This is a genomic window from Nocardia sp. CDC519, assembly GCF_059509835.1.
In genome coordinates this window covers 4,335,344-4,356,091 of the sequence record NZ_CM183377.1, presented here as the reverse complement: position 1 = coordinate 4,356,091, position 20,748 = coordinate 4,335,344, and the positions used below count along the sequence as shown (strand labels likewise).

Annotated in this window: 17 protein-coding genes and 1 pseudogene; 10 read left to right on the top strand and 8 right to left on the bottom strand. The window is 67.4% G+C overall.

All coding sequences use genetic code 11. The annotated features are described in order from the left end of the window. Positions 1–42 precede the first annotated feature (42 nt). A complete protein-coding gene (locus AC5W7N_RS19515) occupies positions 43–2,844 on the top strand; it encodes a type 1 periplasmic-binding domain-containing protein (RefSeq protein WP_194989772.1) in 2,802 nt (933 codons plus the stop codon). 5 nt (positions 2,845–2,849) lie between these two features. On the opposite strand, the gene AC5W7N_RS19510 is transcribed toward AC5W7N_RS19515, so the two are convergent. Continuing rightward, a complete protein-coding gene (locus tag AC5W7N_RS19510; protein ID WP_195021361.1) occupies positions 2,850–4,286 on the bottom strand; it encodes an amidase in 1,437 nt (478 codons plus the stop codon). Between the two features lie 152 nt (positions 4,287–4,438). Between AC5W7N_RS19510 and AC5W7N_RS19505 the strand changes: the two genes are divergently transcribed. Continuing rightward, positions 4,439–5,305 carry an alpha/beta fold hydrolase gene (locus AC5W7N_RS19505; protein WP_495921952.1) on the top strand — a complete coding sequence of 289 codons (867 nt, stop codon included), beginning with the start codon at positions 4,439–4,441 and terminating at the stop codon, positions 5,303–5,305. Between the two features lie 18 nt (positions 5,306–5,323). On the opposite strand, the gene AC5W7N_RS19500 is transcribed toward AC5W7N_RS19505, so the two are convergent. Next, complete coding sequence (locus AC5W7N_RS19500) at positions 5,324–6,196, bottom strand: IQM protein middle domain-containing protein (RefSeq protein WP_495924154.1); 873 nt, start codon at positions 6,194–6,196, stop codon at positions 5,324–5,326. A gap of 323 nt (positions 6,197–6,519) precedes the next feature. On the opposite strand from AC5W7N_RS19500, the gene AC5W7N_RS19495 reads away from it, so the two are divergent. From AC5W7N_RS19495 to AC5W7N_RS19485, 3 genes and pseudogenes are all read left to right on the top strand, one after another. Beyond that, positions 6,520–6,735 (top strand): hypothetical protein, encoded by a 216-nt coding sequence (locus AC5W7N_RS19495; RefSeq protein ID WP_163814060.1) that lies wholly within the window; start codon positions 6,520–6,522, stop codon positions 6,733–6,735. A gap of 87 nt (positions 6,736–6,822) precedes the next feature. After that, positions 6,823–6,957 (top strand): annotated as a pseudogene (locus AC5W7N_RS19490) (helix-turn-helix domain-containing protein); the annotation flags it as partial. A gap of 189 nt (positions 6,958–7,146) precedes the next feature. Then, a complete protein-coding gene (locus AC5W7N_RS19485) occupies positions 7,147–8,043 on the top strand; it encodes a hypothetical protein (protein WP_495924262.1) in 897 nt (298 codons plus the stop codon). Positions 8,044–8,106: 63 nt separating this feature from the next. On the opposite strand, the gene AC5W7N_RS19480 is transcribed toward AC5W7N_RS19485, so the two are convergent. The 3 genes from AC5W7N_RS19480 to AC5W7N_RS19470 all read right to left on the bottom strand — a co-directional run bounded on the left by AC5W7N_RS19480 (position 8,107) and on the right by AC5W7N_RS19470 (position 14,963). Continuing rightward, positions 8,107–9,012 carry a hypothetical protein gene (locus AC5W7N_RS19480; protein ID WP_495921951.1) on the bottom strand — a complete coding sequence of 302 codons (906 nt, stop codon included), beginning with the start codon at positions 9,010–9,012 and terminating at the stop codon, positions 8,107–8,109. Between the two features lie 836 nt (positions 9,013–9,848). Then, the gene (locus tag AC5W7N_RS19475) at positions 9,849–10,544 is read right to left on the bottom strand and encodes a hypothetical protein (protein ID WP_163814057.1); all 696 of its coding nucleotides are present in this window, start codon (positions 10,542–10,544) and stop codon (positions 9,849–9,851) included. Positions 10,545–10,715: 171 nt separating this feature from the next. Next, entirely contained in the window at positions 10,716–14,963 is a 4,248-nt protein-coding gene (locus tag AC5W7N_RS19470; protein WP_495921950.1) for a WXG100-like domain-containing protein, read from the bottom strand. 132 nt (positions 14,964–15,095) lie between these two features. On the opposite strand from AC5W7N_RS19470, the gene AC5W7N_RS19465 reads away from it, so the two are divergent. The 4 genes from AC5W7N_RS19465 to AC5W7N_RS19450 all read left to right on the top strand — a co-directional run bounded on the left by AC5W7N_RS19465 (position 15,096) and on the right by AC5W7N_RS19450 (position 18,029). Beyond that, positions 15,096–15,698: a TetR/AcrR family transcriptional regulator gene (locus tag AC5W7N_RS19465; RefSeq protein WP_195021358.1), complete on the top strand. Its 603-nt coding sequence runs from the start codon at positions 15,096–15,098 to the stop codon at positions 15,696–15,698. 91 nt (positions 15,699–15,789) lie between these two features. After that, on the top strand, positions 15,790–16,569 hold the full coding sequence (recO, locus tag AC5W7N_RS19460) for a DNA repair protein RecO (RefSeq protein WP_490725593.1): 780 nt from the start codon (positions 15,790–15,792) through the stop codon (positions 16,567–16,569). 216 nt (positions 16,570–16,785) lie between these two features. Then, on the top strand, positions 16,786–17,607 hold the full coding sequence (locus AC5W7N_RS19455) for an isoprenyl transferase (protein WP_163817334.1): 822 nt from the start codon (positions 16,786–16,788) through the stop codon (positions 17,605–17,607). Continuing rightward, complete coding sequence (locus tag AC5W7N_RS19450; RefSeq protein ID WP_036534807.1) at positions 17,604–18,029, top strand: YbjN domain-containing protein; 426 nt, start codon at positions 17,604–17,606, stop codon at positions 18,027–18,029. The genes AC5W7N_RS19455 and AC5W7N_RS19450 overlap by 4 nt, the downstream gene beginning before the upstream one ends. A gap of 45 nt (positions 18,030–18,074) precedes the next feature. Here the strand turns inward: AC5W7N_RS19450 and AC5W7N_RS19445 are convergent, their stop codons facing one another. Then, positions 18,075–18,680, bottom strand: coding sequence for a TetR/AcrR family transcriptional regulator (locus AC5W7N_RS19445; RefSeq protein WP_163817316.1), 606 nt, complete (start codon positions 18,678–18,680; stop codon positions 18,075–18,077). Positions 18,681–18,781: 101 nt separating this feature from the next. On the opposite strand from AC5W7N_RS19445, the gene AC5W7N_RS19440 reads away from it, so the two are divergent. After that, positions 18,782–19,756: a YhgE/Pip domain-containing protein gene (locus tag AC5W7N_RS19440; protein ID WP_163817314.1), complete on the top strand. Its 975-nt coding sequence runs from the start codon at positions 18,782–18,784 to the stop codon at positions 19,754–19,756. Positions 19,757–19,835: 79 nt separating this feature from the next. Here AC5W7N_RS19440 and AC5W7N_RS19435 read toward each other — a convergent pair whose 3' ends face one another. Further along, entirely contained in the window at positions 19,836–20,264 is a 429-nt protein-coding gene (locus AC5W7N_RS19435) for a Fur family transcriptional regulator (protein WP_163817312.1), read from the bottom strand. A 2-nt stretch (positions 20,265–20,266) separates the two neighbouring features. Further along, complete coding sequence (locus AC5W7N_RS19430; protein ID WP_163817310.1) at positions 20,267–20,617, bottom strand: ArsR/SmtB family transcription factor; 351 nt, start codon at positions 20,615–20,617, stop codon at positions 20,267–20,269. Between the last annotated feature and the right edge of the window lie 131 nt (positions 20,618–20,748).

Below are 20,748 nucleotides of genomic sequence, written 5' to 3'. Positions count from 1 at the left end.
CGGGCAGAGCGTGCGTGGCGCTGCCGGACCAGGGGAGGGTCGATGGCGAACCAGGACGAGGTCGTCGCGTTTCTCCGGTTGCTGCGTGGGCTGATGGTGCCCGACGAGCGGCCACGGATCCTGCGCACACTGCTGCGCCGGCGTCGTCCGCTGCCGCCGCCGATGGTCTGCCTCGTCTCCGCCGAATCCGGTGCGCTGCTCGAACAGACCTATGAATGGCTGGGCCGCTCCCCACGCCGGGCCGCGCCGCGCGCCTATGTCGACGTGGCGGCTCTGCCCGCCCCCGCGCTCACCCCGGACACCGCGTCGGCGACCCGCTTCGACGGTGAGGAATCGGCCGCGAACTGCCTGCCCGTGCTCGAAGCGCTGAGCCGCCGGTTCATCTCCGACAACACGGCCATGGGCCCCATCGAATTTCCGCGCTACCACGCCGCGGACTGGCTCACCCGCCAGCGTGCCGCGGGCGCTCCGATCGACGCGGCCGAATTGCGTGGCAGGTTGCCCCGGCTGCTGCGGATCAGCCGTCGCGATCCGGAAAGCGATCCGCCGCCCTTCGGCGCGCTCGGCGCCACCATCGAACGGATCGCGCTGGCGATCTGGGCGATCGTGCCGATCGTTCGGCTGTGGTTGTGGGTCAGCGGCATCGTCCCCGGCGTCTCGCGGGAGCCGCGGTGGTTCATGCGTCAGCGTTATCTGGCGCCGGAACTGTCCGACAGCTTCTTGGGTTTCGCGCTCCGCCTCACCGAACAAGGCCGCGAACGGGAAAACCACGAGCAGATCGCCAAACTCCTGGTGCACGCCTTCTTGTCGGATCTCGGTGATGCCTATCGCCGCAGGTTGCTGCGGCCGTCGAGCTGGCGGCGCACCGCGTATCCGGTGGCGCTGCTCGATGGTGTCGCCCATGGTCAAGGCGCGGATCTGCTGCGTTGGATCAACGACATCCGCAACGAGACCGGCAGATTCGACCCGCTCGTGGTGGTCGCCTCGGTCGACCGGGCGCCGTCGGACGAGGAACCCGCGAGCCTCGCCGATCTCGGCCGCACCGCCGGTCCGGCTCGTGACCCGTTGCGACGCTGGCGCGACACGATCGAAGTCCGGCGCCGCAACCGTGAGGCCACCGCCTGGTATCTCCCGCTGCGGATGCCGGACCGGGGCGTCGATGACGACGCCGCTGGACTGGGCGAGAATCATCTCGCTCGGCCGCCCGCCCCGCCCTGGGCGGCCCGCCGCTCGGTGGTGGCGGCATTCGCCCTGGTCCCCGTGGTCGCGTTGGTGGCCGCGGCCGCGGTGTACGTGCACCCGCGCGCGGCGGTCGGCTGTACTGCCTGGCCGTTCTGGTCCGGGGTCGGTGTGGCGGTGCGCGACGGCGAATGCGTCGGCTACAGCGACAACGCCCGCCAGGTCTTCGCCGACGACCCCGAACTATCGGAGATGCAGCGAGAGGTGTTCCGGCAGAACGCGATCGCCGACCGCATCCGGCGCGGCAACCCGAAGCGCCCGGTGGTGGCGCTCGTCTACTTCGCCGGCCTCACCTACGCGGACCGCAACATGCGTTATCCGCATGCCCAGGTGGAAGAACTGGCCGGGCTGGTGCTGCGCCAACGCAATGCGAACGCGCAGAGCAGCGAGGCCGAGCCACTGCTGCGCATCATCATCGCCAACGGCGGATCCGGGATGCGGCAGGCACCCTGGGTGGTGGACAACCTGCTCAGCGCGCTGATCCGCGAGGATTCCGACGTGCTGGGCGTCATCGGGCTCGACCGCAGCAACGCCGAGACGCGGCGCGCCATCGCGCGGCTGGGTGATCTCGGCGTGCCCACATTCGCCACCACGCTGTCGGCGGACGGGCTGGACGAGGTATCGCCCACATATTTCCAAGCGGCGCCGAGCAACCGGGTGCAAGCCAGGCTCGTCGCCGACTACGTGGCCGGAGCCAGGTTTCCGGAAGGCACGCCGCGCGCGGGTCGGCCCCGCTACGACAAGGTCACCGTGTTCCACCCGGACAATCCCGACGACATCTACGTCCACACCCTGGTGGCCGATGCGCTCGAGGAGTTGCGCGCCCGCGGCATTCCCGCCGCCACCTTCAGCTGGTCGCGGCAGCAGGAGCTCTACGGCTTCCCGCCGCCGTGCGCGCGCAGCGAACCCGACGAGGGCGAACTACTGTTCTTCGCCGGGCGCAACAACGACTTCGGTGCGTTCGTCAACGCCGTCACTCGGGAGTGTCACGCCACCGAATCGCCCCCGATTCTCGGCAACGACGCGGTCACCCGGTTCATCGCCGATCCGGTGGGCAGGCAGGCGATCCCGGCCGGGCTCTCCATTCGCTATGTGGCCAAGGGCGTTCCGGTGATGCTCGCCGGCCCAGGCTGCGTCCGAGGGCGCGGAGTGCTCGGAGAGGAGCGCGTCGGGCTCGAATTCCAAGACCTCTGCGCCTCCCTCGCGGAGCTGATCGAGGATCTGGACCTGTATCGCACGCCCTGGCCGGGCGACCGGACCGGACTGTCCTACGACGTGGCCGGCGCGTTCCTGCAAGCGGTGCGGGCCAACCGGGCCCGGCCGGAGCAATCCTCGGGCAAGATCGTCCTGAGTCGCACCGCCATCGCGCTCGAGCTACGCGGCGCCGACTACACCGGCATCACTGGTGTACTGCGCCTGACCGATTCCCGGGTCGCCGAGGACGCCACCATCGGCGTGCTGCTGGCCGAGGATCTCAGCAGTGACGAGGTGGCGCCGCAGTGCCTGCTCATTTTCGGCACCCCGATCGGCGATATCTCCGGCCGCGGACCGGATGGGTGCCCGGCCGGAACGCACAGTCCGGTCGAGGCCTGGCAACCGCGATGAACCGTTCACCACCAGGGCTCGGGACGATGCCGCTCCCAGTGCAGTTCCGACTCCAGTTGCGCGGCAAGCGACACCAGCATCGGTTCGGTGTCGGCGGTACCCATCAACTGTGCTCCGACCGGCAGCCCGGAGCCGGTGAACCCGGCGGGCACGTTGACACTCGGCCAGCCGAGCACATTCCACGGCCAGGTGTACGGGCAGGCCGCGGTGATGAGGTTGTTGGTGGCGATCACGCCGATGCCGTCGATCTCTTCGGCCCGGGGCGGGGGAGTGGCCGTGGTCGGGGCCAGCACCACATCGAATTCGTCGAAGAATCCGCCGATCCGCCGGTGCAGCAAGGCCTCCGCTTGCCTGGCCGCGAACAACGCGGGCCCGCTCAGCAGCATCCCAGTGCGCACATTGGCCATGGTCCGTGGATCGACCCGGGCGCCGGGCATCCGATCGTGTACCGCGCGGATACCGGCCATCGAGCGCGGAAGGAACGACGCACCCATCAGTAGTCCGTAGTGCAGGTTGCGCACGGTGACCGAATGGCCCAGTCCGCGCAGGGTTTTCGCGATCCGGTGCACGCCCGCCTCGACCTCGGGATGCAGTGCGGTTCTGGTCGCGGTGAACGGGATGTTCAGCGACAGTGCGATGCGCAGCCGCCCCGGATCGCGGCCCACCGCGTCAGTGAGGGTGAGCGGCCGCGGTGTGTGCAGATCGCCCGGGTGCGGGCCTGCCGCCGCGTCGAGCAGCAGTGCCGCGTCTCCGACCGTGCGCGCCAGCGGGCCGTTCACGGTGAGTCCGTTGAACGCCTCCGGGAGCGGCCAGGTGGAGATCCGGCCGCGCTGCGGTTTGATGCCGACCAGGTTCGTCCACGCGGCCGGGATACGCACCGAGCCCGCACCATCGGAGCCCAGCGCGGCCGGAACCAGCCCGGCCGCCACCGCGGCCGCCGACCCGCCCGAGGATCCGCCCGGCGTATACGGCCGGCCCCACGGATTGCGGGTGTGTCCGAACGCGGCGCCGCTGGTGAAGGGCAGTTGGCCGTACTCGCAGGTATTGGTCTTGCCGACGATCACCGCGCCCGCGGCCCGCAGCCGGCGCACCGACTCGGCGTCCACTTCCTTTGGCTCGAAATCACCCCTGACGCCGAATGCCGTCGGTTCGCCCGCGATATCGGTGTCGTCCTTGATCGCGATCGGCACGCCGAGCAGCGGCAACCGCTCACCGGCCGCGATCCGCCGGTCCGCCGCCGCGGCCTCGGCCAAGGCCCGCTGACGGCGCACGATCCGGAACGCGTTGAGCGAGGGCTGGGCGGCTTCGATGCGGTCGAGCGCCTCGGTGGTGGCAGTCACCGAGCTGATCGTCGTATTCGCGATGGCCTCGGCCAGCTCGGCTAAGCCGAGGTCGCGCACAGGCGAGCCCGCGCGGTTGATCGTGTCGTCCGGCACCGCCATGTGAGCTCCGTCTCCTCGTTCCTCTGTTGTGCACGGTAGCGCGGATCTGGTCAGTCGTCCAGATTGCTTGCGGGAGCTAATTGCTTCGAGCCGTGGACATACATACGGCATGTATGTAACAGTGGCGGTATCCGTACACCAGGGGAGAAATCATGGGAATCAGCCCTTCGCTCGGCCCGGTCCACGACATCGATCTGCCCGCCGGGCGCATTCGCTACCACGAGACGGGCGACGGGCCGCCCGTCGTCTTCGTGCACGGTCTGCTGGTCAACGCCGATCTGTGGCGCAAGGTCGTGCCCGCGGTCGCCGCGGCCGGTCACCGCTGCCTGACCCCGGATTGGCCGCTCGGTTCGCACACCATCGCGTTGCCCGGCGCCGACCTCACGCCGACGGGCGTGGCGGCCGTCATCGCCTCGTTCCTGGACCGCCTCGACCTCACCGACGTCACCATCGTCGCCAACGACACCGGCGGCGCCATCACCCAGATCCTGATGACCCGCCACCCCGAGCGCATCGGCCGCGTGGTGCTGGCCTCCGTCGATTGCTACGACAAGTTCCTGCCGCAGCCGTTCACCCTGCTCGCCACCCTTGCCCATCTGCCCGGTTCGATCCGCGCCGCCACCGAACTCCTGCGGATCCGCGCCCTGCACCGGCTGCCGATCGCTTTCGGCTGGGTGGCCAAACATCCCGTTGCCGCCGACATCGTCGACTCCTATCTGCTTCCGAGCCGCACATCGAAGGCAGTTCGCGCCGACGTCCGCCGGTTCTTGAAATCCGCCACCTCGCGCCACACCCTGGAAGCCGCGAGCAGATTCCCGTCCGTGCGCCTTCCGGTTCTGCTGGTCTGGGCGCGCGAGGACAAGCTGTTCCCGGTGCCGCTCGCCGAACGCATGGCCCGCGAACTTCCGAATGCGACATTGCGGCTCGTCGACGATGCCTACACGTTCCTTCCCGAGGACCAGCCGGAAGCCTTGACCGGGCACATCCTCGCGTTCCTCCGCGAGCATGTGGTGCGGTGAGGACGCGTACCCCGGCAGCTACCAGTGGTATTCCACCTGCTGATCGTCGACCGCAACCCCCTGCCGCCGCAGGCTGTCGACCACCTGCGCGGTGATGTGGCGCGGCGGCCGGTAATGGGTGCTGTGATCGGAGATCACCCGGATGACGCCGAATGACGCGGCCAGCTCACCGGCCCCGGCGCACGGTGCGCCGGCCAGGAAGCTGGAGTGGTGGAAGCGTCCGAGGATGTGGTGCGCGGACGAGTAGATGGTGCCGTCGGCGTCCATGACGAAGATCGCCCGCCCACCCTGCGGGGTCCACAGGGTGCGCGCGGCCGCGGTGTCGAAGAGTTGACCGCGGCTGTCGTAGAGGCGGCCGTCCCGGACGTGCAGCCGGTACGGCTGACGCTCCTGCTCGTCGAGGTAGCTGACGTGAGTCCCGTTCCAGCGCCGATTCCCCGGCAGATGTTCACCGACGAACTCCGGTTGGATGGGAGTGGTGCGGTACCGCCCGTGCTCGTCCACCCGCGCCAACAGGGGCGTCACCTGCCGCTGCTCGAGATCGGTGCATTCGATCAGCTCACCCAGCACCTGCGCCGCACCCCGCTCACCGCTCGGAACGAGAATGGCAATGCCTTCGGACTGCGGCCAATACGACGCGACCAACCCGACCTCTGCCCCCGACCGCAACCGCAGCAGCAGAAACGCCTGCCGAGAATCATCGCGCCGCTGAAACTTCCGCCCGAGCACCTGCTCGAGCCGCCACACCGGACGATGCGAAACCCCGATGGCGAGCCCGTTCGCGAACTCCTCGAACCGATCCTCCGGCAGCCATCGGACCGCCGGTTCCGGCCGGGCCCCATCTCCGCGCGCGCCTTCCGGACCACCCCGCCCGTTGTCCCAGTTCTGCATATCCACCCCAGTTCCCTCCACCCGATACCGGACCAGAATCTACCTACCTGGAAATCTGGGCACCGCATCTGGTTCCGTCGGGTTTGTTGGGATCCATCGCGCTACCGAGCAATCGGCCGAATTCAGGACCCGGGGACTGCTTCCGGCCACGTTGTCCTTTCAAGACAAACCCCATCCGAGGCTGCTCCTAGCTTCGATTCGGCCCCGCCGCGGGGTCGATGCCGGATCCCTCCACGGCACACCGGACGACAGTGAGCTGCCGCTGGTGACGTGAGTTCCCCTGCGGCGGGCGCCGCGACCGATTTGCGCAAGGAGGAAGCGGAATGCTCATCGTGCCGTCCGATGCCGAGCCACCCGATGTGCACCTGTCCGTGCATCTGCACGGCATCCGCATGGATTTCGCCGCCCGCCCCGCCGCCGCGGCGGAATTCCTGCGCGACTGGCGGCGCCACCACCACCCCGACACCGCAACAATCGTTCCCGGCAGTGCCGCGGGCCTGCCGCGCCTGCCCAACGAAATTCTGTACACGGAGCCGTGATCGAATGCCTACTCCCCGGACGCGGGGCGATCCGGCGCGTATCGTCGCAGGTAGTCGCCGTCCGGAGGGAGTACGGTCGTGAACGAGATGCCACCCAATGAAGTCGGCCGCAGGTTGCGGGAAATCCGCGTCTGGCGGGGTTTGAGCCTCGAGGTCACGGCAGGTCTGGCCGGGATCAGCTTCGGGTACCTCGGGCGGCTCGAACGCGGGGAACAGGCGCTGTCGAATCGGGGGACGCTGGAGGCGCTGGCGCGGGCTTTGCGGGTAGCGCCGTCGGAATTCACGGGGCGGCCGTGGGAGAGCGGGGACGGGCGCGGCTCGGATGCCTATGCCGGGCTGATGGCGGTCGAATCCGCGCTCGATGCCTACGAAATCGGTGACGATCCAGGCGGAGTCGCACGTGATTGGCCGTTGGTGGCTGCCGACTTGGATCGTCTGCACGATCTGATTCAGGCAGGTGACTACGCGCAACAAGCAGCGTTGGTGCCAAAGCTATTGGCGGAGTTGCACATCACCTATTGCCGTGGCACGGCTCCGCGCGAAGATGTCCTGCGGGGAATGATCACCAGCTACAGCTCCGCCATGTGGGTGACGAAGCGTACCGGCGGCCGTGGTCTGCCACTGCTGGCCGCGAAGGCGGCACAGCAGTGCGCCGAACTCTTGGAATCCCCGGCCTGGTGTGGATTCGCGACCTGGCTGCGCGGCGATGCGACCGGTGCGCTCGCACGGCCCGAGCAGTACCGCCGGGCAGTCAATATGGCCGACCGGTTGACCGGCGATCTCGACGACCACAACGTGATCCAGGCCTACGGAATGCTGCATTTGTCTGCCGCCCTTGCGGCAGCGGTTCAGGCAGACCGAGACACCGCATACACCCATCTCGACGAGGCGAGCGAAGTCGCTGCCCGGATGGACGACGAGGTCGGCACCTTCGGCCGAATGTGGTTCGGCCGAGCGAACGTCGGTATCTGGCGTGCGACGATCGGCCTGGAGTTCGGCGAAGGCGCCCGGGTCGCCGAACAGTCGAAAGATGTCCACGTCGATGCCATACCGAGCACCGTCCGCCGCGCCGAGTACTACGGCGAAATCGGGCGCGCGCTGCTGTCGGAACCGAAGACTCGTGAGCAAGGGTTGGCGACGTTGCTCAGGGCCGAAGAGCTTGCGCCGCAGCGGGTTCGCGCCGACGTCTTCGTCCGCGAAGCTGTCGCCGACCATCTACGCACTGCGCGGCGTGACGCCGGCGGGCGAAATCTGCGGGGGCTGGCGTGGAGGTTGGGGATCGCGCCGGAGGTCGCTGCTCAGCACTGATCGATTGAATCCGTCACCGATCAGTAGGTCGCTGGTTCGGCCGGCTGGTCCGGTGCTGATCCCTCATGGCCGGGCATGATGGTGCCGCGCCCGGGAGCCGGCGTATTCGATACGGCCGAACACGCCGGTCAGTATTCCTCGGCGACCTTCCGCAGCTCTCCGAGTGAGGGAGCCACCCCTTCCGGCGCGTCCGGTTCGATCCAGCCGGAGTACTCGTCGTGGGAATCTGCGGCAGTAGCGGATGGCGTCGACGGGGTGGCGGCCTGCGGCGTAGCACTCGCTGAGCCGGATGACCCAGCGTCCGCGGCCGACGATGCCCTGATTTCCGGCGTATCGAAGCGGCAGGTATCCGGCGGCCCGTTCAGTCGTCGATGCCCAGAGGAAGGCGACGACTTCGCCATTCTTGGTGACCGGAATGAAGTGAACAGGCGTAGATGTCTCCCCAGCGTATGTGGGAGGGTTCGCGATGTATGGCGTGCTCCATCCTTTGGATCGGTCGACTGGTGTGCCGCTAGGGAATTCGCCGTCCTGAACCCACGGTCCTTCGCCGATGGGCGGGCCTTCCGGATTGAGCTGGTCCCATAGTTCTTGCTTGCTGTTGGATCGCTTTACAACGGCATCCGCTGGAATTCCACCGCATCGCGGATCTTCCGGCCATCCGATCCAATGTTGAATTGCCTGCTCGGCCCTGAGCTTGTTCCGGTAGTTCTCGATGAGACGCTTTTCCCAGAACGATGCACAGGTGAGATTGTCGGGGTCGGCGGATATTTTGCGCATGTAGCCAGCGGCCTCGACGCCAATGCCCGCCCACAGGTGGCCCATCAATGTCCCTCTCCGGAGAATAGGGAGATAGATGATCGGCCGCCGAGTCCATGCCGCGTAAGCATTCTCGAAATGTGGAGAATGTGGAAACGGCGGGCCGTCTTGACGATCGTCGGGCCCGTAGGTGATTTGGGGTCCTGAGTTCATTGCCGATTCTTGCCGTTCCGATTCATCTGTTCGCGAGGGCCTTCAGGTCATCGAGCGTCGGCGCGATGAGTTCGCGGGCGTCGTTGGGGATTTCGCCGGAGAGGAAGTCGGGTGGGTAGTTGCGGCATTGGCGGAGTGCGTCCAGTGGGGGGTCCGGCGGCGTAGAAGTCGGACAGGCGTAGGTGCCAGAGGCCTGCACCAGCTCGTGCCTGTTGACCGGCGCCGGCGACCGGCAGGTAGTCGGCGGCGTTCTCGGTCGGCGACGCCCAGAGGTAGGCAATGAGGGCGCCGTCCTTGATCACCGGCAGATATTGGACAGACGACGTTGCTCGTTTCGCATAGGTCGGTGGGGTCGCCATGGCGGGTATGCTCCACCCCTTTGAACGGTCTACCGGTGTGCCGCTGGGCAATTCGCCGTCTTGTATCAATGGTCCGTCGCCTATCGGTTCCGCGTCTGGATTGAGCTCCGCCCACATGTGTTGTAGTGAGGGTGTCTTCCGCTCGACGGCCGATGCCGCGATGCCGCGGCACCGCGGGTGCTCAGGCGCACCGATCCACTGTCGTATCGCGACCAATGGGTCGAGCCCTTGTCGGTAGCTCTTCGACAACCGGTCGAACCAGAAGCTGAGGCATGTCAGATTGTCGGAATCGGCGGCGAGGCAGCACTCGTAACCGGCAGCATTGCTTCCGATGGCGGCCCAAAGGTAGCCGATCAATCGGCCCCCGCAGGTGACGGGTAGATACCGTACTGGTTTCCGGGTCCAGCTCTCGTAGCTGACTTCGTTCCAGGGTTGCATCACACCTTCAGCTGTACCTGTGGATGTTGAGCACATGGCTCATTCATTGGCAGCCTCACGAAGTTCAGCCAGCGACGGTGCGACGCCTTCGGGTGCGTCTGGTTCGATCCAGCCGGAGTATTCGTCGTAGGGGAATCTGCGGCAGTAGCGGATGGCGTCGACGGGGTGGCGGCCTGCTGCGAAGCAGTCGCTGAGTCGGGCGAGCCACAGACCGCGCCCATTGATGCCTTCCAGACCGGCGTACCGGAGGGGTAGATAGTCCGCTGCCTGCTCAGTCGGAGACGCCCACAAGAACCCTACGACCTCCCCGTTCTTGGTTACCTCGAGAAAGTGAACGGGTGTCGATGTCTCGCCTGCATAGGTAGGAGGGTTGGCGACATGTGGTGCACTCCAAATTCTGTCCGGACCTGTTGAAGTACCGTCAGGAAATAGGTTGTCCTGAATCAATGGGCCTTCTCCCAAGGGTGGTCCCTCAGGATTAAGCTGACCCCAGAGGGTCTGCATGGAACTCGCCTGCAGGACTGTTGTGCCCGCGGGTACGCCGCCGCATCGCGGATCTTCGGGATGCCCTACCCAGTGCTGTATTGCCTGTTCAGCGGTGAGTCTGTTCCGGCAGTTTTCGTTCAGGCGCGCTTCCCAGAACGTCTCGCAAGTGAAATTGTCGGGATCGGCGGAAATTTTCCGCATATGGCCTGCGGCGTCGACTCCCTTACCCGCCCACAGGTATCCGATCAATGTACCTCTCCGGAGGATAGGGACATAGACGACTGGCTGCCGGGTCCATCCCGCGTATGAGTTCGAGAATTGTGGAGAAGGTGGAAAGGGTGTGGGGTCTTGGTGGTGGTCGCCCATTCGATGCTCCTAACCGGATTCTGAGTGAGTGTCGACGTCGTCCGATCGGTAACGCTACTGCCCTGGTGGTATCACCCGTGCCCTGATCAAGTAGCGCACTCCCGTGTATCGATCGCCGGATGGGTTCTCGATGACCTCGGTGATCTCATACTGGATGCCGCGTTGCAGAATCAACTCCCGCTGATCGGGGTACCGACTTCGCGCGCCCATCCATCCGGCGTGTGTGCCGGCCGGGACATCGAGTTCCATGCGGATAGGGCCATCGAAGTGAGCGGGAGGTCTAGCTCCGAGACTGGACGACATGAATCCGGTCTCCGTTTGTCTGGTCCCGATGAGGAGGCGAGCATCGCCGCTACCCAGTTCGGTGCCGAGGTTATCGATCGTCATGAAACTGATGTCTCGTAGTCCGCGTACTACCTCCACGCGCTCGGGTAGCGGCCGAGTCAGCGCGCGGTCGAGTCCCGCACAATGTGCATTCAAAAGGTCGGGTGTGATGGGTCGACCGAAGTCGTGAGTCATCTGCCTGATCGCTTTGGAATTATCCCATATCTCTTTCGCCCGCCGGCTCGGGCTTGGAGACGCCAGGATGGATTCAATAATCCTCCGCTGTTCCGGTTGCAAATCATGACGATTCGCCAGGGCATGGAGCTGGTCGTTGGACGGTGGATTGTTCGGATCGGTCAGTGCGGACAGATTCTGGAAGTAGTGCTGGTCTCGGTGCAAATCGTTCAGCCATTGCCAGGGATTCGGGTGCCGCAGGAAATTATTGATCCAAGAATTAACCGTGTATTGGTACAACTCGCGGAATTCCGGCGCAGGCATCCCGTCGCGGGTTCGTCCGAGGACCTGCTCGCCATACCAGTGTCCCTCAGCATCCGAGCTGAAGCGGCGCGCGGGCGGGGTGGGATGTGACCAGGCCACCGCAGGGCTGTGGCTCGGAGAAGGCGTTGCGGAATTTCTCCAACCGCCGAACCATCGCTTCCACCGGCTCGGGCGCGGCGGCGGTGTAACACTCGGCGGTCGTGTGCCAGCGGGGTTTACGGGAATTGGGGCGTGGGCTGCGGCGGGTGGTGTCGGCCGCGGGGCTGGGCTCGGGGATCGGGGTGGGGTGGAGTGCGCCGCCGGATTCGTATGCGGACGCGCGGGGCTGCGCGGTGGGGGTGCCGATGGCCTGGCGGGGTTCGGCCGTATCGGCGCGTGGCCAGCCGGACGGGGATTCGGATTGGATTCCGGTGCTCGGGTGATGTGTTCATCGCCGCGCGGTGGCATCGGATTGGTCAGGGGCGGTGTCGGCGCCGGTGCCGGGTTGTGTGCCGGTGCAGTGTTGTGCGTCGGTCCCAAGTTGTGAACCGGTGTTGTCGACGGCGTCGTCGGATTGTTGCGTGGCCACCACTCCGGCAGTTGGGACCTGCGGCGGTGGAAGTCGGGGTCTTGGTGGGCGTAGAGGGGTGGGGTAGTCGCCGGGGTGCGGGTGTTGTCGGGGGAGGAGGGGGAATGGGCTGGGGAGGTGCCTACGACGCGATCATCCCGTGTGGGGGCCACTCCTTCTCGCGGCGGGCTCGGTGGATGATTCGGCCTGCTGTGGTCCGGAAGATCGCGTCCTCCGGTTGGGGCGGGCGGGGGGTTTCGGTCGTCTTGTCGATTGTCAGGGTTTGGTTGAGGTTGTCCCTCGTCGCTCCGAACCGGTACTCCACCTCGGTCGGATCGTCCCTGATCCTGTTGTAGTACACCAGAAGTGCCATTGGTCTCTCGGTTCGTCGAGGGAGCTTCGGGAGGGTGGGGAGCAACCGGGCGCGTCGGCGAGGTCGTGTGTGCCGGTGGGGGCGACTGGGTGGGGGTGGTGGCGGGGCGAGAGCGGCTCGGCGATGGATCGGATGGTGCGGTAGGACCGCTGTGGCTGGGCGAGGCGTGATTGCCTGGGGTAGTCGCTGTCGGGTTCGGCGCGGTGGGCGTGGTGTTGTCGCGGGGGTCGGCGGGGTTTCCGGAGGGTGTCGTGTCCGGGCGATGCGTCGACGGATTGGACTGCGTCGGACGCTGGGTTCGGCCCTGAGGGATGGGCTGGGCGGATTGCGCGGGGCCGGTCGTCGGGTCCGCGGGTGTGGTTGCGCGGGGTGAGTCCGTTGCCGACGGCGAAGCGGTGAACGCCGTGGGAGGTGGGGCGGTGGCTGTGGCCGCCGCCGCTGTGGTGGAAGTGTCCGTAGGGTCCGAAGTGTCGGTTTGTGCGTCACCAGGTTCGGCATGGTTGGGGTTGTGCGCCGCCGGGGGCGTGGTGTTCGGCGCTGTCGACTGGGAGGCGCTGGTGGCGCTCGGTGCCGAAGGCAGACCGGAGGACGCAGCGTTGCTGGTCTGGCCGGTCAAGGTGCTGTCCTGGGAGGAGGGGTTAGGGCTGCCCGGGGAGGGATCCTGTGCAGGGAGATCCAGCGGGGCGGTCGATGAGCCGGCCGGGTTGTCGCTCTGGGCGGGCAGATCGAGCGACGGTTCCTGGCCCGGCTGTGCCGACGGCGGGTCCTCCTGGTTCGGGAGATCGAGCGGGGTGGTTCCGTGGGCAGCAGAGGAAGGCTGCTGCTCCGGGAGATCGAGGGAGCTCGGGGGCTGGGTGTTGTCTGTGCCGGGGGCGTTGTGCTGATCGGGAAGATCGAGCGGGGCCGGCGACTGGGAGGCCTGGGACGACGGAACGTCCTGGGCGGGGAGGTCGAGGGAGTTGGTCGCCTGGGCCTGCTGGGACAGTGGGGAGTCCTGGCTGGGGCGGTCCAGGGAGCCCGGGTTCTGGTTCGTGGGTGCGTTGGTGTCCGGCTGGTTGTTGCCGGGCTCGTTCGGGCGCTCGTTTCCACTGCCGTCGCCGTCGCCGTCGTCAGCTCCGGTGGAAGAGGAGTGGGTGGGTGGATCGTTCGGGGGTGGGGTGTTGGCGCCCGGGTCGGTGCTGTTGTCGGGATCGCGTGCGCCGTCGTTCAGGTTGTTGTTGGAGTTGTTGTCCCCGTTGCCGCTTTCTGCGGCCCGCGTGCCGTCGTTGTGCCCGCTGCTGGCGTCGCTGTTGGTGGGCTGCGTTTGTTCCCGAGCGGGTGGATCGTTGCCTTCGTCGGGCGTTGGCTGGCTGTTGTCGTTGCCCGCGGGGGTCGTGGGTAAGGTTTGTTGGCTCGGGTCGTCGGCGCCGGTGTTGTTGGGGTCGCCGGTGGATGCCGGTTGGGTGTTGGCGGACTCGTTGCCGTTGCCGTCGTTGGTATTTGCGTTGGCTGGCGAGGTTTGGCCGGGCTGGTCGCCAGTGTTGGCTGGGGAGTTCTCGCCCTCGGGGTTGTTATTGCCGCTGGGGTTGTTCCCGCCGTGATTGCCCGCATTGTTGGCCGGGTTCTGGTTGCCGCCGCGATCGCCGTCGTTGCTGCCACGGTCGCCACCGTCGTTTCCGCCGCGGTCGAACTGATTCTGGGCGGCGCCGGCGGCGGCGCTGGTGAAGGTGTCGGCGGATAGTTCGAATTCTTCGCCGGTGATGGCGGCCATGGCGGCTTGGGAGCCGATGTCGGAGGCGACTTCGGTGGTGTAGTCGGTGGCGAATTGTTTGGCGCGGTTGCCGACGGTGTTGGCGAGGCCTTCGCCGGCGGTTTCGCCGACGCCGTTGGTGAGCCCGCCCTCGCGGCCCAGCCCGCCGGAGATCGCGCCGCCGATCGCGCCGCCGGCGGCGGATTGCCAGACGGCGGTGAAGTCGTCGCGGGACAGTTCGCGGTCGCCTTTGGCGGCTTGGATCAGGCGGATACCGAGGTCGAGTCCGCCTTCTTCGAGGGCGCCGAGGGCGGCTTCTTTGACCACGCGGGTCAGGATGCGTTGCAGCAGTTGCCGCATGGTGAGCCGGATCGCGGCTTGGGTGGCGACGCGGGCGGCGGCGCCGGCGGCGGCTCCGGCGGGGGCGCCGACACCGGTGGCCATGGCGGCCAGCGCTGCGGCCATTTCGACGGCGAAGATCACCAGTTGAGCGATGATCATCAGTTTGGTGTGTTCGATGTCGTTGGCGCCGTCATCGACCAGGTCGGCCTGGTCTTCCAACAGCCCGGTCAGGGCGGCGAGGGCGCCATTGTCATTGCCGAGTTTTTTCCAGAACGCCTCGATCGCGTCCGCGGTCTGCCCGTCCAGCGCGGACAGCAGTTGGTTGACCTGGCGTTGAGCATCGTCACCGAGATCATCGAGGGTGGTGGCGGCGCTGTTGTAGGCGTCGGCCATGCGCCGCATCGCGGTCTCATCGCCCTCGGGCCAATCACCGGCCCCCACGACATACTTCGCGGCCCACTGCAACGCCTCGGGAATCTCGATTCCCACCCCGGCGCCCTCCCGTCTCGTTTTCGGCCAAGAACCTATCGACACAGACATAGACGTGGCGAATCAGGTTTCGGTTCCATCCGATCGCGGGCGAGTTGCCGATCGCGGTTGATCTGGAGTTCACTCGGCAGCATGCCGCGACGCAGTCAGGAGGATCGGTCCAGGGCCACCAGGATGGCTCTGGAGGAGGCCGGACTGCGGCTGTTCACCGAGCGGGGGTTCGCGGGCACGTCGGCGGAGGAACTGGTGAACGCCGCGGGAGTGACGCGCGGGGCGCTGCATCATCACTACGGTGACAAGCGCGGGCTGTTCCTCGCGGTGCTCGAGCAGCTGGAAACCGACGCGACGGCCGAGATCACGCGGGCGATCGCGGCGGTCGACCCGGACGATCTGCTGATGGCCATGGCCACCGGCCTGGGCACGTTCCTGGAGATCTGCCGCCGTCCGGCCATGGCGCGCATCGCCCTCTCCGACGCTCCCGCGGTGCTCGGCTGGCAGGCATGGCGGGAATTCGAGAGCAAACACGGTCTCGGAGTGATCATCGACCAGCTCGAGCGGGCGCGGGCCGCCGGCCTGATTCCCGAGGTCCCGGTGCGGGTGCTGGCGCAGCTGATCCTGAGCGCGGTGGCCGAGTCGGGTCTGATCGTCGCGCACGCCGAGGATCCGGACGCCGCGCGGACCGAGGCCCAGCAATCGCTGATGCTGCTGGTCGCAGGCATCCTTCGTACCGGATGACACAGTGGCCGCACCGTTGCCCCGATCGTCCGGCCCGGCGCGACCCGCATGCCTGACACCGCCTGTCACCCATTCGTGAAAGACTGAGCACGTGCGTTTGTACCGTGACCATGCCGTCGTGCTCCGCCAGCACAAGCTGGGCGAGGCCGATCGCATCGTCACATTGCTGACCAGGCAGAACGGTCTGGTCCGTGCGGTCGCCAAGGGGGTGCGGCGCACGAAATCGCGCTTCGGTGCCCGGCTGGAACCGTTCGCCTACATCGACGTGCAGCTGCATCCGGGCCGCAACCTCGACACCATCACCCAGGTGCACACGGTGGAGGCCAACGCGGCGGGCATCATCGATGATTACGGCCGCTACACCACCGCCTGCGCGGTCCTGGAAACCGCCGAACGGCTGGCCGGCGAGGAACGTGCCCCCGCGGCCCGCCTGCACATTCTCACCGCGGGTGCGCTACGTGCGATCGCCGCCGGGCAGCGCCCGCACGAACTGGTCCTCGACGCTTTCCTGTTGCGCGCCATGGGTTTCGCCGGATGGGCGCCCGCACTGGACGAATGCGCCCGATGCGCGACTCCCGGCCCGCACCGCGCCTTCCATGTGGCGGCGGGCGGCGCGGTGTGCGTGCACTGCCGTCCGCCCGGCGCCGCGACGCCCGGCCCCGGGGCGCTGGACCTGATGGTCGCCCTGCACCGCGGCGAATGGGACTTCGTCGACACCGTCCCCGATGCCACTCGCCGCCAGGCCAGCGGCCTGATCGCCGCGCACCTGCAATGGCATCTGGAACGACAGTTGCGGACGCTGCCGCTGATCGAGCGGTCCCGCCCGACGAGTGGTGCCGCATTCGCCGCCTCTGGAGACCGGGTCGGCTGAGGCCACCGCCGTCGTTCTCCCCGGCCCGAGCGGCGGCAGCTCGGCTCGGGAGGTCCCTGATCCGCGGCGGAAAGGCAGCGCCCGGACGGTTCACCCGGCTCGGCCCGACGGCTTCGAGCCCGGCGGTGGTTGCCGCGACCGCCGAGGTAGCGGCGCCCCTCAGGCAGACGCCGAACGCGATGACACCGCGATCCGGGCATCGGGCAGGATAGAGCCGTGATCCTCCGCCGAGACCCCTCCGCCGGTTCGGGCAACGCCGACCGGCCGGGGGCGACCCGCACCGTTCGCCCGCCGTCGCCGCATCCGTCCGGTGCGCGTCCGCCGCAGCTGCCGCCGGAGCTGGTGCCCAACCACGTCGCGCTGGTCATGGACGGTAACGGCCGCTGGGCGCAGGAACGTGGGCTGCCGCGCACGGCCGGCCACGAACGCGGCGAGGCGGTGCTCATGGACACCGTCGAGGGCTGTATCGAGATCGGTGTCAAGTGGCTGTCGGCCTACGCGTTCTCCACCGAGAACTGGCGGCGCAGCCCCGACGAGGTGCGGTTCCTGATGGGCTTCAACCGTGACGTCATCCGCCGCCGTCGCGACGAGATGCACGAGATGGGTGTCCGGGTGCGCTGGGCCGGGCGCAGGCCGCGGCTGTGGCGCAGCGTGATCAAGGAGCTGGAGACCGCGCAGGAGCTGACCAAGGACAACACCGTGATGACGCTCACCATGTGCGTCAACTACGGTGGTCGCGCCGAAATCGCCGATGCCGCACGGGAGATCGCGCGCCGGGTGGCGGCGGGGGAGATCGACCCGGAGCGGGTCGACGAGGCGACGGTCGCTCGTTACCTCGATGAACCGGATATGCCCGATGTGGATCTGTTCTTGCGTCCGTCGGGCGAGTTCCGCAGTTCGAACTTCCTGCTCTGGCAGTCCGCGTACGCCGAATTCGTCTACCAGGACACGCTGTTCCCCGATTTCGACCGGCGCAACCTGTGGGAAGCCTGCCTGGAGTACGCCAAGCGCGATCGCCGCTTCGGTGGTACCAAATGACCGGAGGGGATATGGATTCCGCACTCGAGCCCGACCTGGAGTTGCAGGCACGGGCCGGCGCCTGCCTGTCGATGTACGACATCGATGTGCGGGTCGACAACGACGGATCGTTGCGATTCGACTACGAGGGCGCGCTGTGCTCGCTGGGCGCGGTGAACCTCACCACCGGCCTGGATGTGCTGACGCTGACCTGCGTGCTGGCCTGGGACCGGCCGCTCAAACCGCAGCTGCACAAGCGCGTCGCCGAACGCAACAGCACCTTGCAGTTCGGTTCGATCGTGGTGATCGGGCACGGCAAGCTCGCCGATATCGTGCTGCGCTACACCTTTCCCGCCGCAGGCCTCGACGATCACGCGCTGGCCACCATGCTGCTGCTGGTGCTCTCGGGTGCGGGGCAGGCGCGGCAGGGGCTACTGCCCTGAGCCGAGCCGGCTGGCCCGAACCGGGCCTGCTGCCCTGCATCGAGTTCAGCGTGGCTGGGGGCCGAACGGCAGTAGCGTCGCCACGCCTCGCACGGCTGCCTTCGGGTCGAAATCGCCGATGATCAACTGTTGCAACAGGAATCCGGGCAGGATGCCGAACAGCGCGACGGCGGTCGCCTCGATGTCGGTGTCCTCGGGTAGCCAACCGGCCTCGACCATGCGGCCGATGTACTCCGCCCACATATCCCGGATTCCGCCCATCGCCCCGCGCACGTAGACGGCGGCCTCCGGATCGACCAGCGCCAGTGACCACGCCTGCGGGGCGAGCCGCAGCCTGCCTTCTGGGCCTGTCTGTGGCATGAGCCAGTCGAGTAGATGCTCGGCCACCTCGGCGGGGACCGGCAGCGGGTCGCGGTGCACCACCTCGGACATCAACGCCCGCACGTCGACGGTCGCATTCGAGGCCAGGGCCGCCACCAGCTCGTCCTTGCTCTTGAAGTAGCGGTAGACCGCGCCGGCGGAGAGCCCGGATTCGGCGAAGACATCCTGCATGGAGGTGTTGTAGAAGCCCTTGCGGGAGAAGCAGCGCTGCGCGGCGGCGATGATCTGCTGCCTGCGGCGTTCCAGGTGTTCTTCGCTGACTCGAGGCATGCCTCAAAAGTAAAACGAATATCCGTTCTTGACAACTTCGGGCGGTGCTGCGACCGTAGAACCATCTAAAAGAACGAACCTCCGATTTACAGGAGAACGTCATGAACGTCACCCAGCGGGCCGTGGCCATCGGTGCAGGCGCGGCCCTGATCCAAGCGCTGATGTTGATCGCCTTCGCGTGGCCCGCCGCGAATATGGCGCCGAGGGATCTACCGGTAGCGGTGACGGGCCCGCAGGCGGCGATGGTCGCCGACCGGCTGGCCGCGCACGATCCCGACGCCTTCGACATCACCACGACCGCCGATGAGAACGCCGCGCGCGCCGCGATCACCGACCGCGATGTCTACGGCGCGATCGTCACCGGCGGGGGAGCGCCGCGGGTGCTCATCGCCTCCGGTGCCAGCCCGGCCGTCGCCCAGCAGCTGACCCAGATCGCCCAGCAGATGTCGGGTGCTCCGGCGGCCGCGGTCGAAGATCTGGTCGTGGCCGATCCGGATGATCCGCGCGGCGTCGGCTTCGGCGCCATGGCGCTGCCGCTGGTGATGTCGGGCATCGCCGCGGGCGTACTGCTGACGCTGCTGGTGCCCTCGGCGATGGGCCGGCTGGCCGGGCTGCTGAGCTTCGCGGTGGCGGGCGGACTGCTGAGCATGGTGATCGTGCAGGGCTGGCTGTCGCTGATCCCTGGCAACTACCTCGTCTTGTCCGCGGTGGCCGGGCTGGTGTCGTTCGCGGTGGCCGGCACCGTCGCCGGACTCGCCACGGTGATCGGCCGCGCGGGCATCGGCATCGCCGCGCTGACCATGCTGCTGATCGGTAACCCGTTCTCCGCCGCGACCTCGGCGCCCGAGCTGCTGCCGCAGCCGTGGGGTGCGATCGGCCAGCTGTTGCCGCCGGGTGCGGCCGCCTCGCTGCTGCGGTCGGTGGCCTTCTTCGATGGCGCCGGCGCCACCGGCCCGCTGGTGGTGCTGCTGGTGTGGGCCGGTGCGGCCGTGGGGCTGCTGGGGATCGGTGCGGTCCGCGAACGGCGTGGCACCGATGCGCAGGCCTCCGCGCCGGTTCCGGCGATGGCGGGCTGAGCGGGACTCACGTCAGAGGCCGTCACCGGACCATCCGGTGACGGCCTCGTCTTGGATCACGAAGGGTCGGCCGGAATTCTCAGCCGCGCGATTCGTCCGCGCAGGATCGGCAGGTGCCGAAGATCTCCAGGGTGTGGCTGATCTCGGTGAAACCGTGCTTGTCGGCGATCGATTCGGCCCACGCCTCGACCGTGGGGCCCTCGACCTCGATGGTGCGGCCGCAGCGGCGGCACACCAGGTGATGGTGATGGCCGGTCGAGCACTGCCGGTAGATGGATTCGCCGGAGTCGGTGCGCAGCACATCCACCATGCCCGCGTCGGCCAGGGACTGCAGCGTGCGGTAGACCGTGGTCAGGCCGATGCCTTCGCCGCGACGGCGCAGTTCGTCGTGCAACTCCTGGGCCGAGCGGAATTCCTCGATATCGCCCAGAAGCGCGGCGATCGCGCTGCGCTGGCGGGTACTGCGGATACCCACCGGCTTCTGCGAAACGACCAACTTGTCCGACACGATCAACCTTCCTCCACGTGCGCGACGGCATCGACGACGATATGGGCCAGATGGTCGTCGACGAGTTCGTAGAGCACCTCGCGTCCCGAACGTTCGCCGTGCACCACACCTGCCGACTTGAGAATGCGCAGGTGCTGGCTGACCAGCGGCTGTGTGACGCCGAGCGCGTCGACCAACTCGTGCACGCAACGCGGCGACTCCCGCAGTTGTAGCACGATCGCGATGCGAACGGGGGCGGCGAGTGCGCGCAGCAGCTCTCCGGCATCCTCCAGGATGGTCCGGGTGGGGACCGGCGCGGGAGCGGGGGACCGATACGGGTTGTGCGGGTGAGCGGTGGCCGCGTCGGCAGTCATGGAACCATCTCCTTATTGGAAAGCGATCCCATTTTGATATGCATAGTTGCGCATGTCAAATAGGCATGCCGTGGTGGTGCAAACCCGGTTGTGGCGGGTCGATAGGCTGTAGCCAGTCGGCAGATCCAATG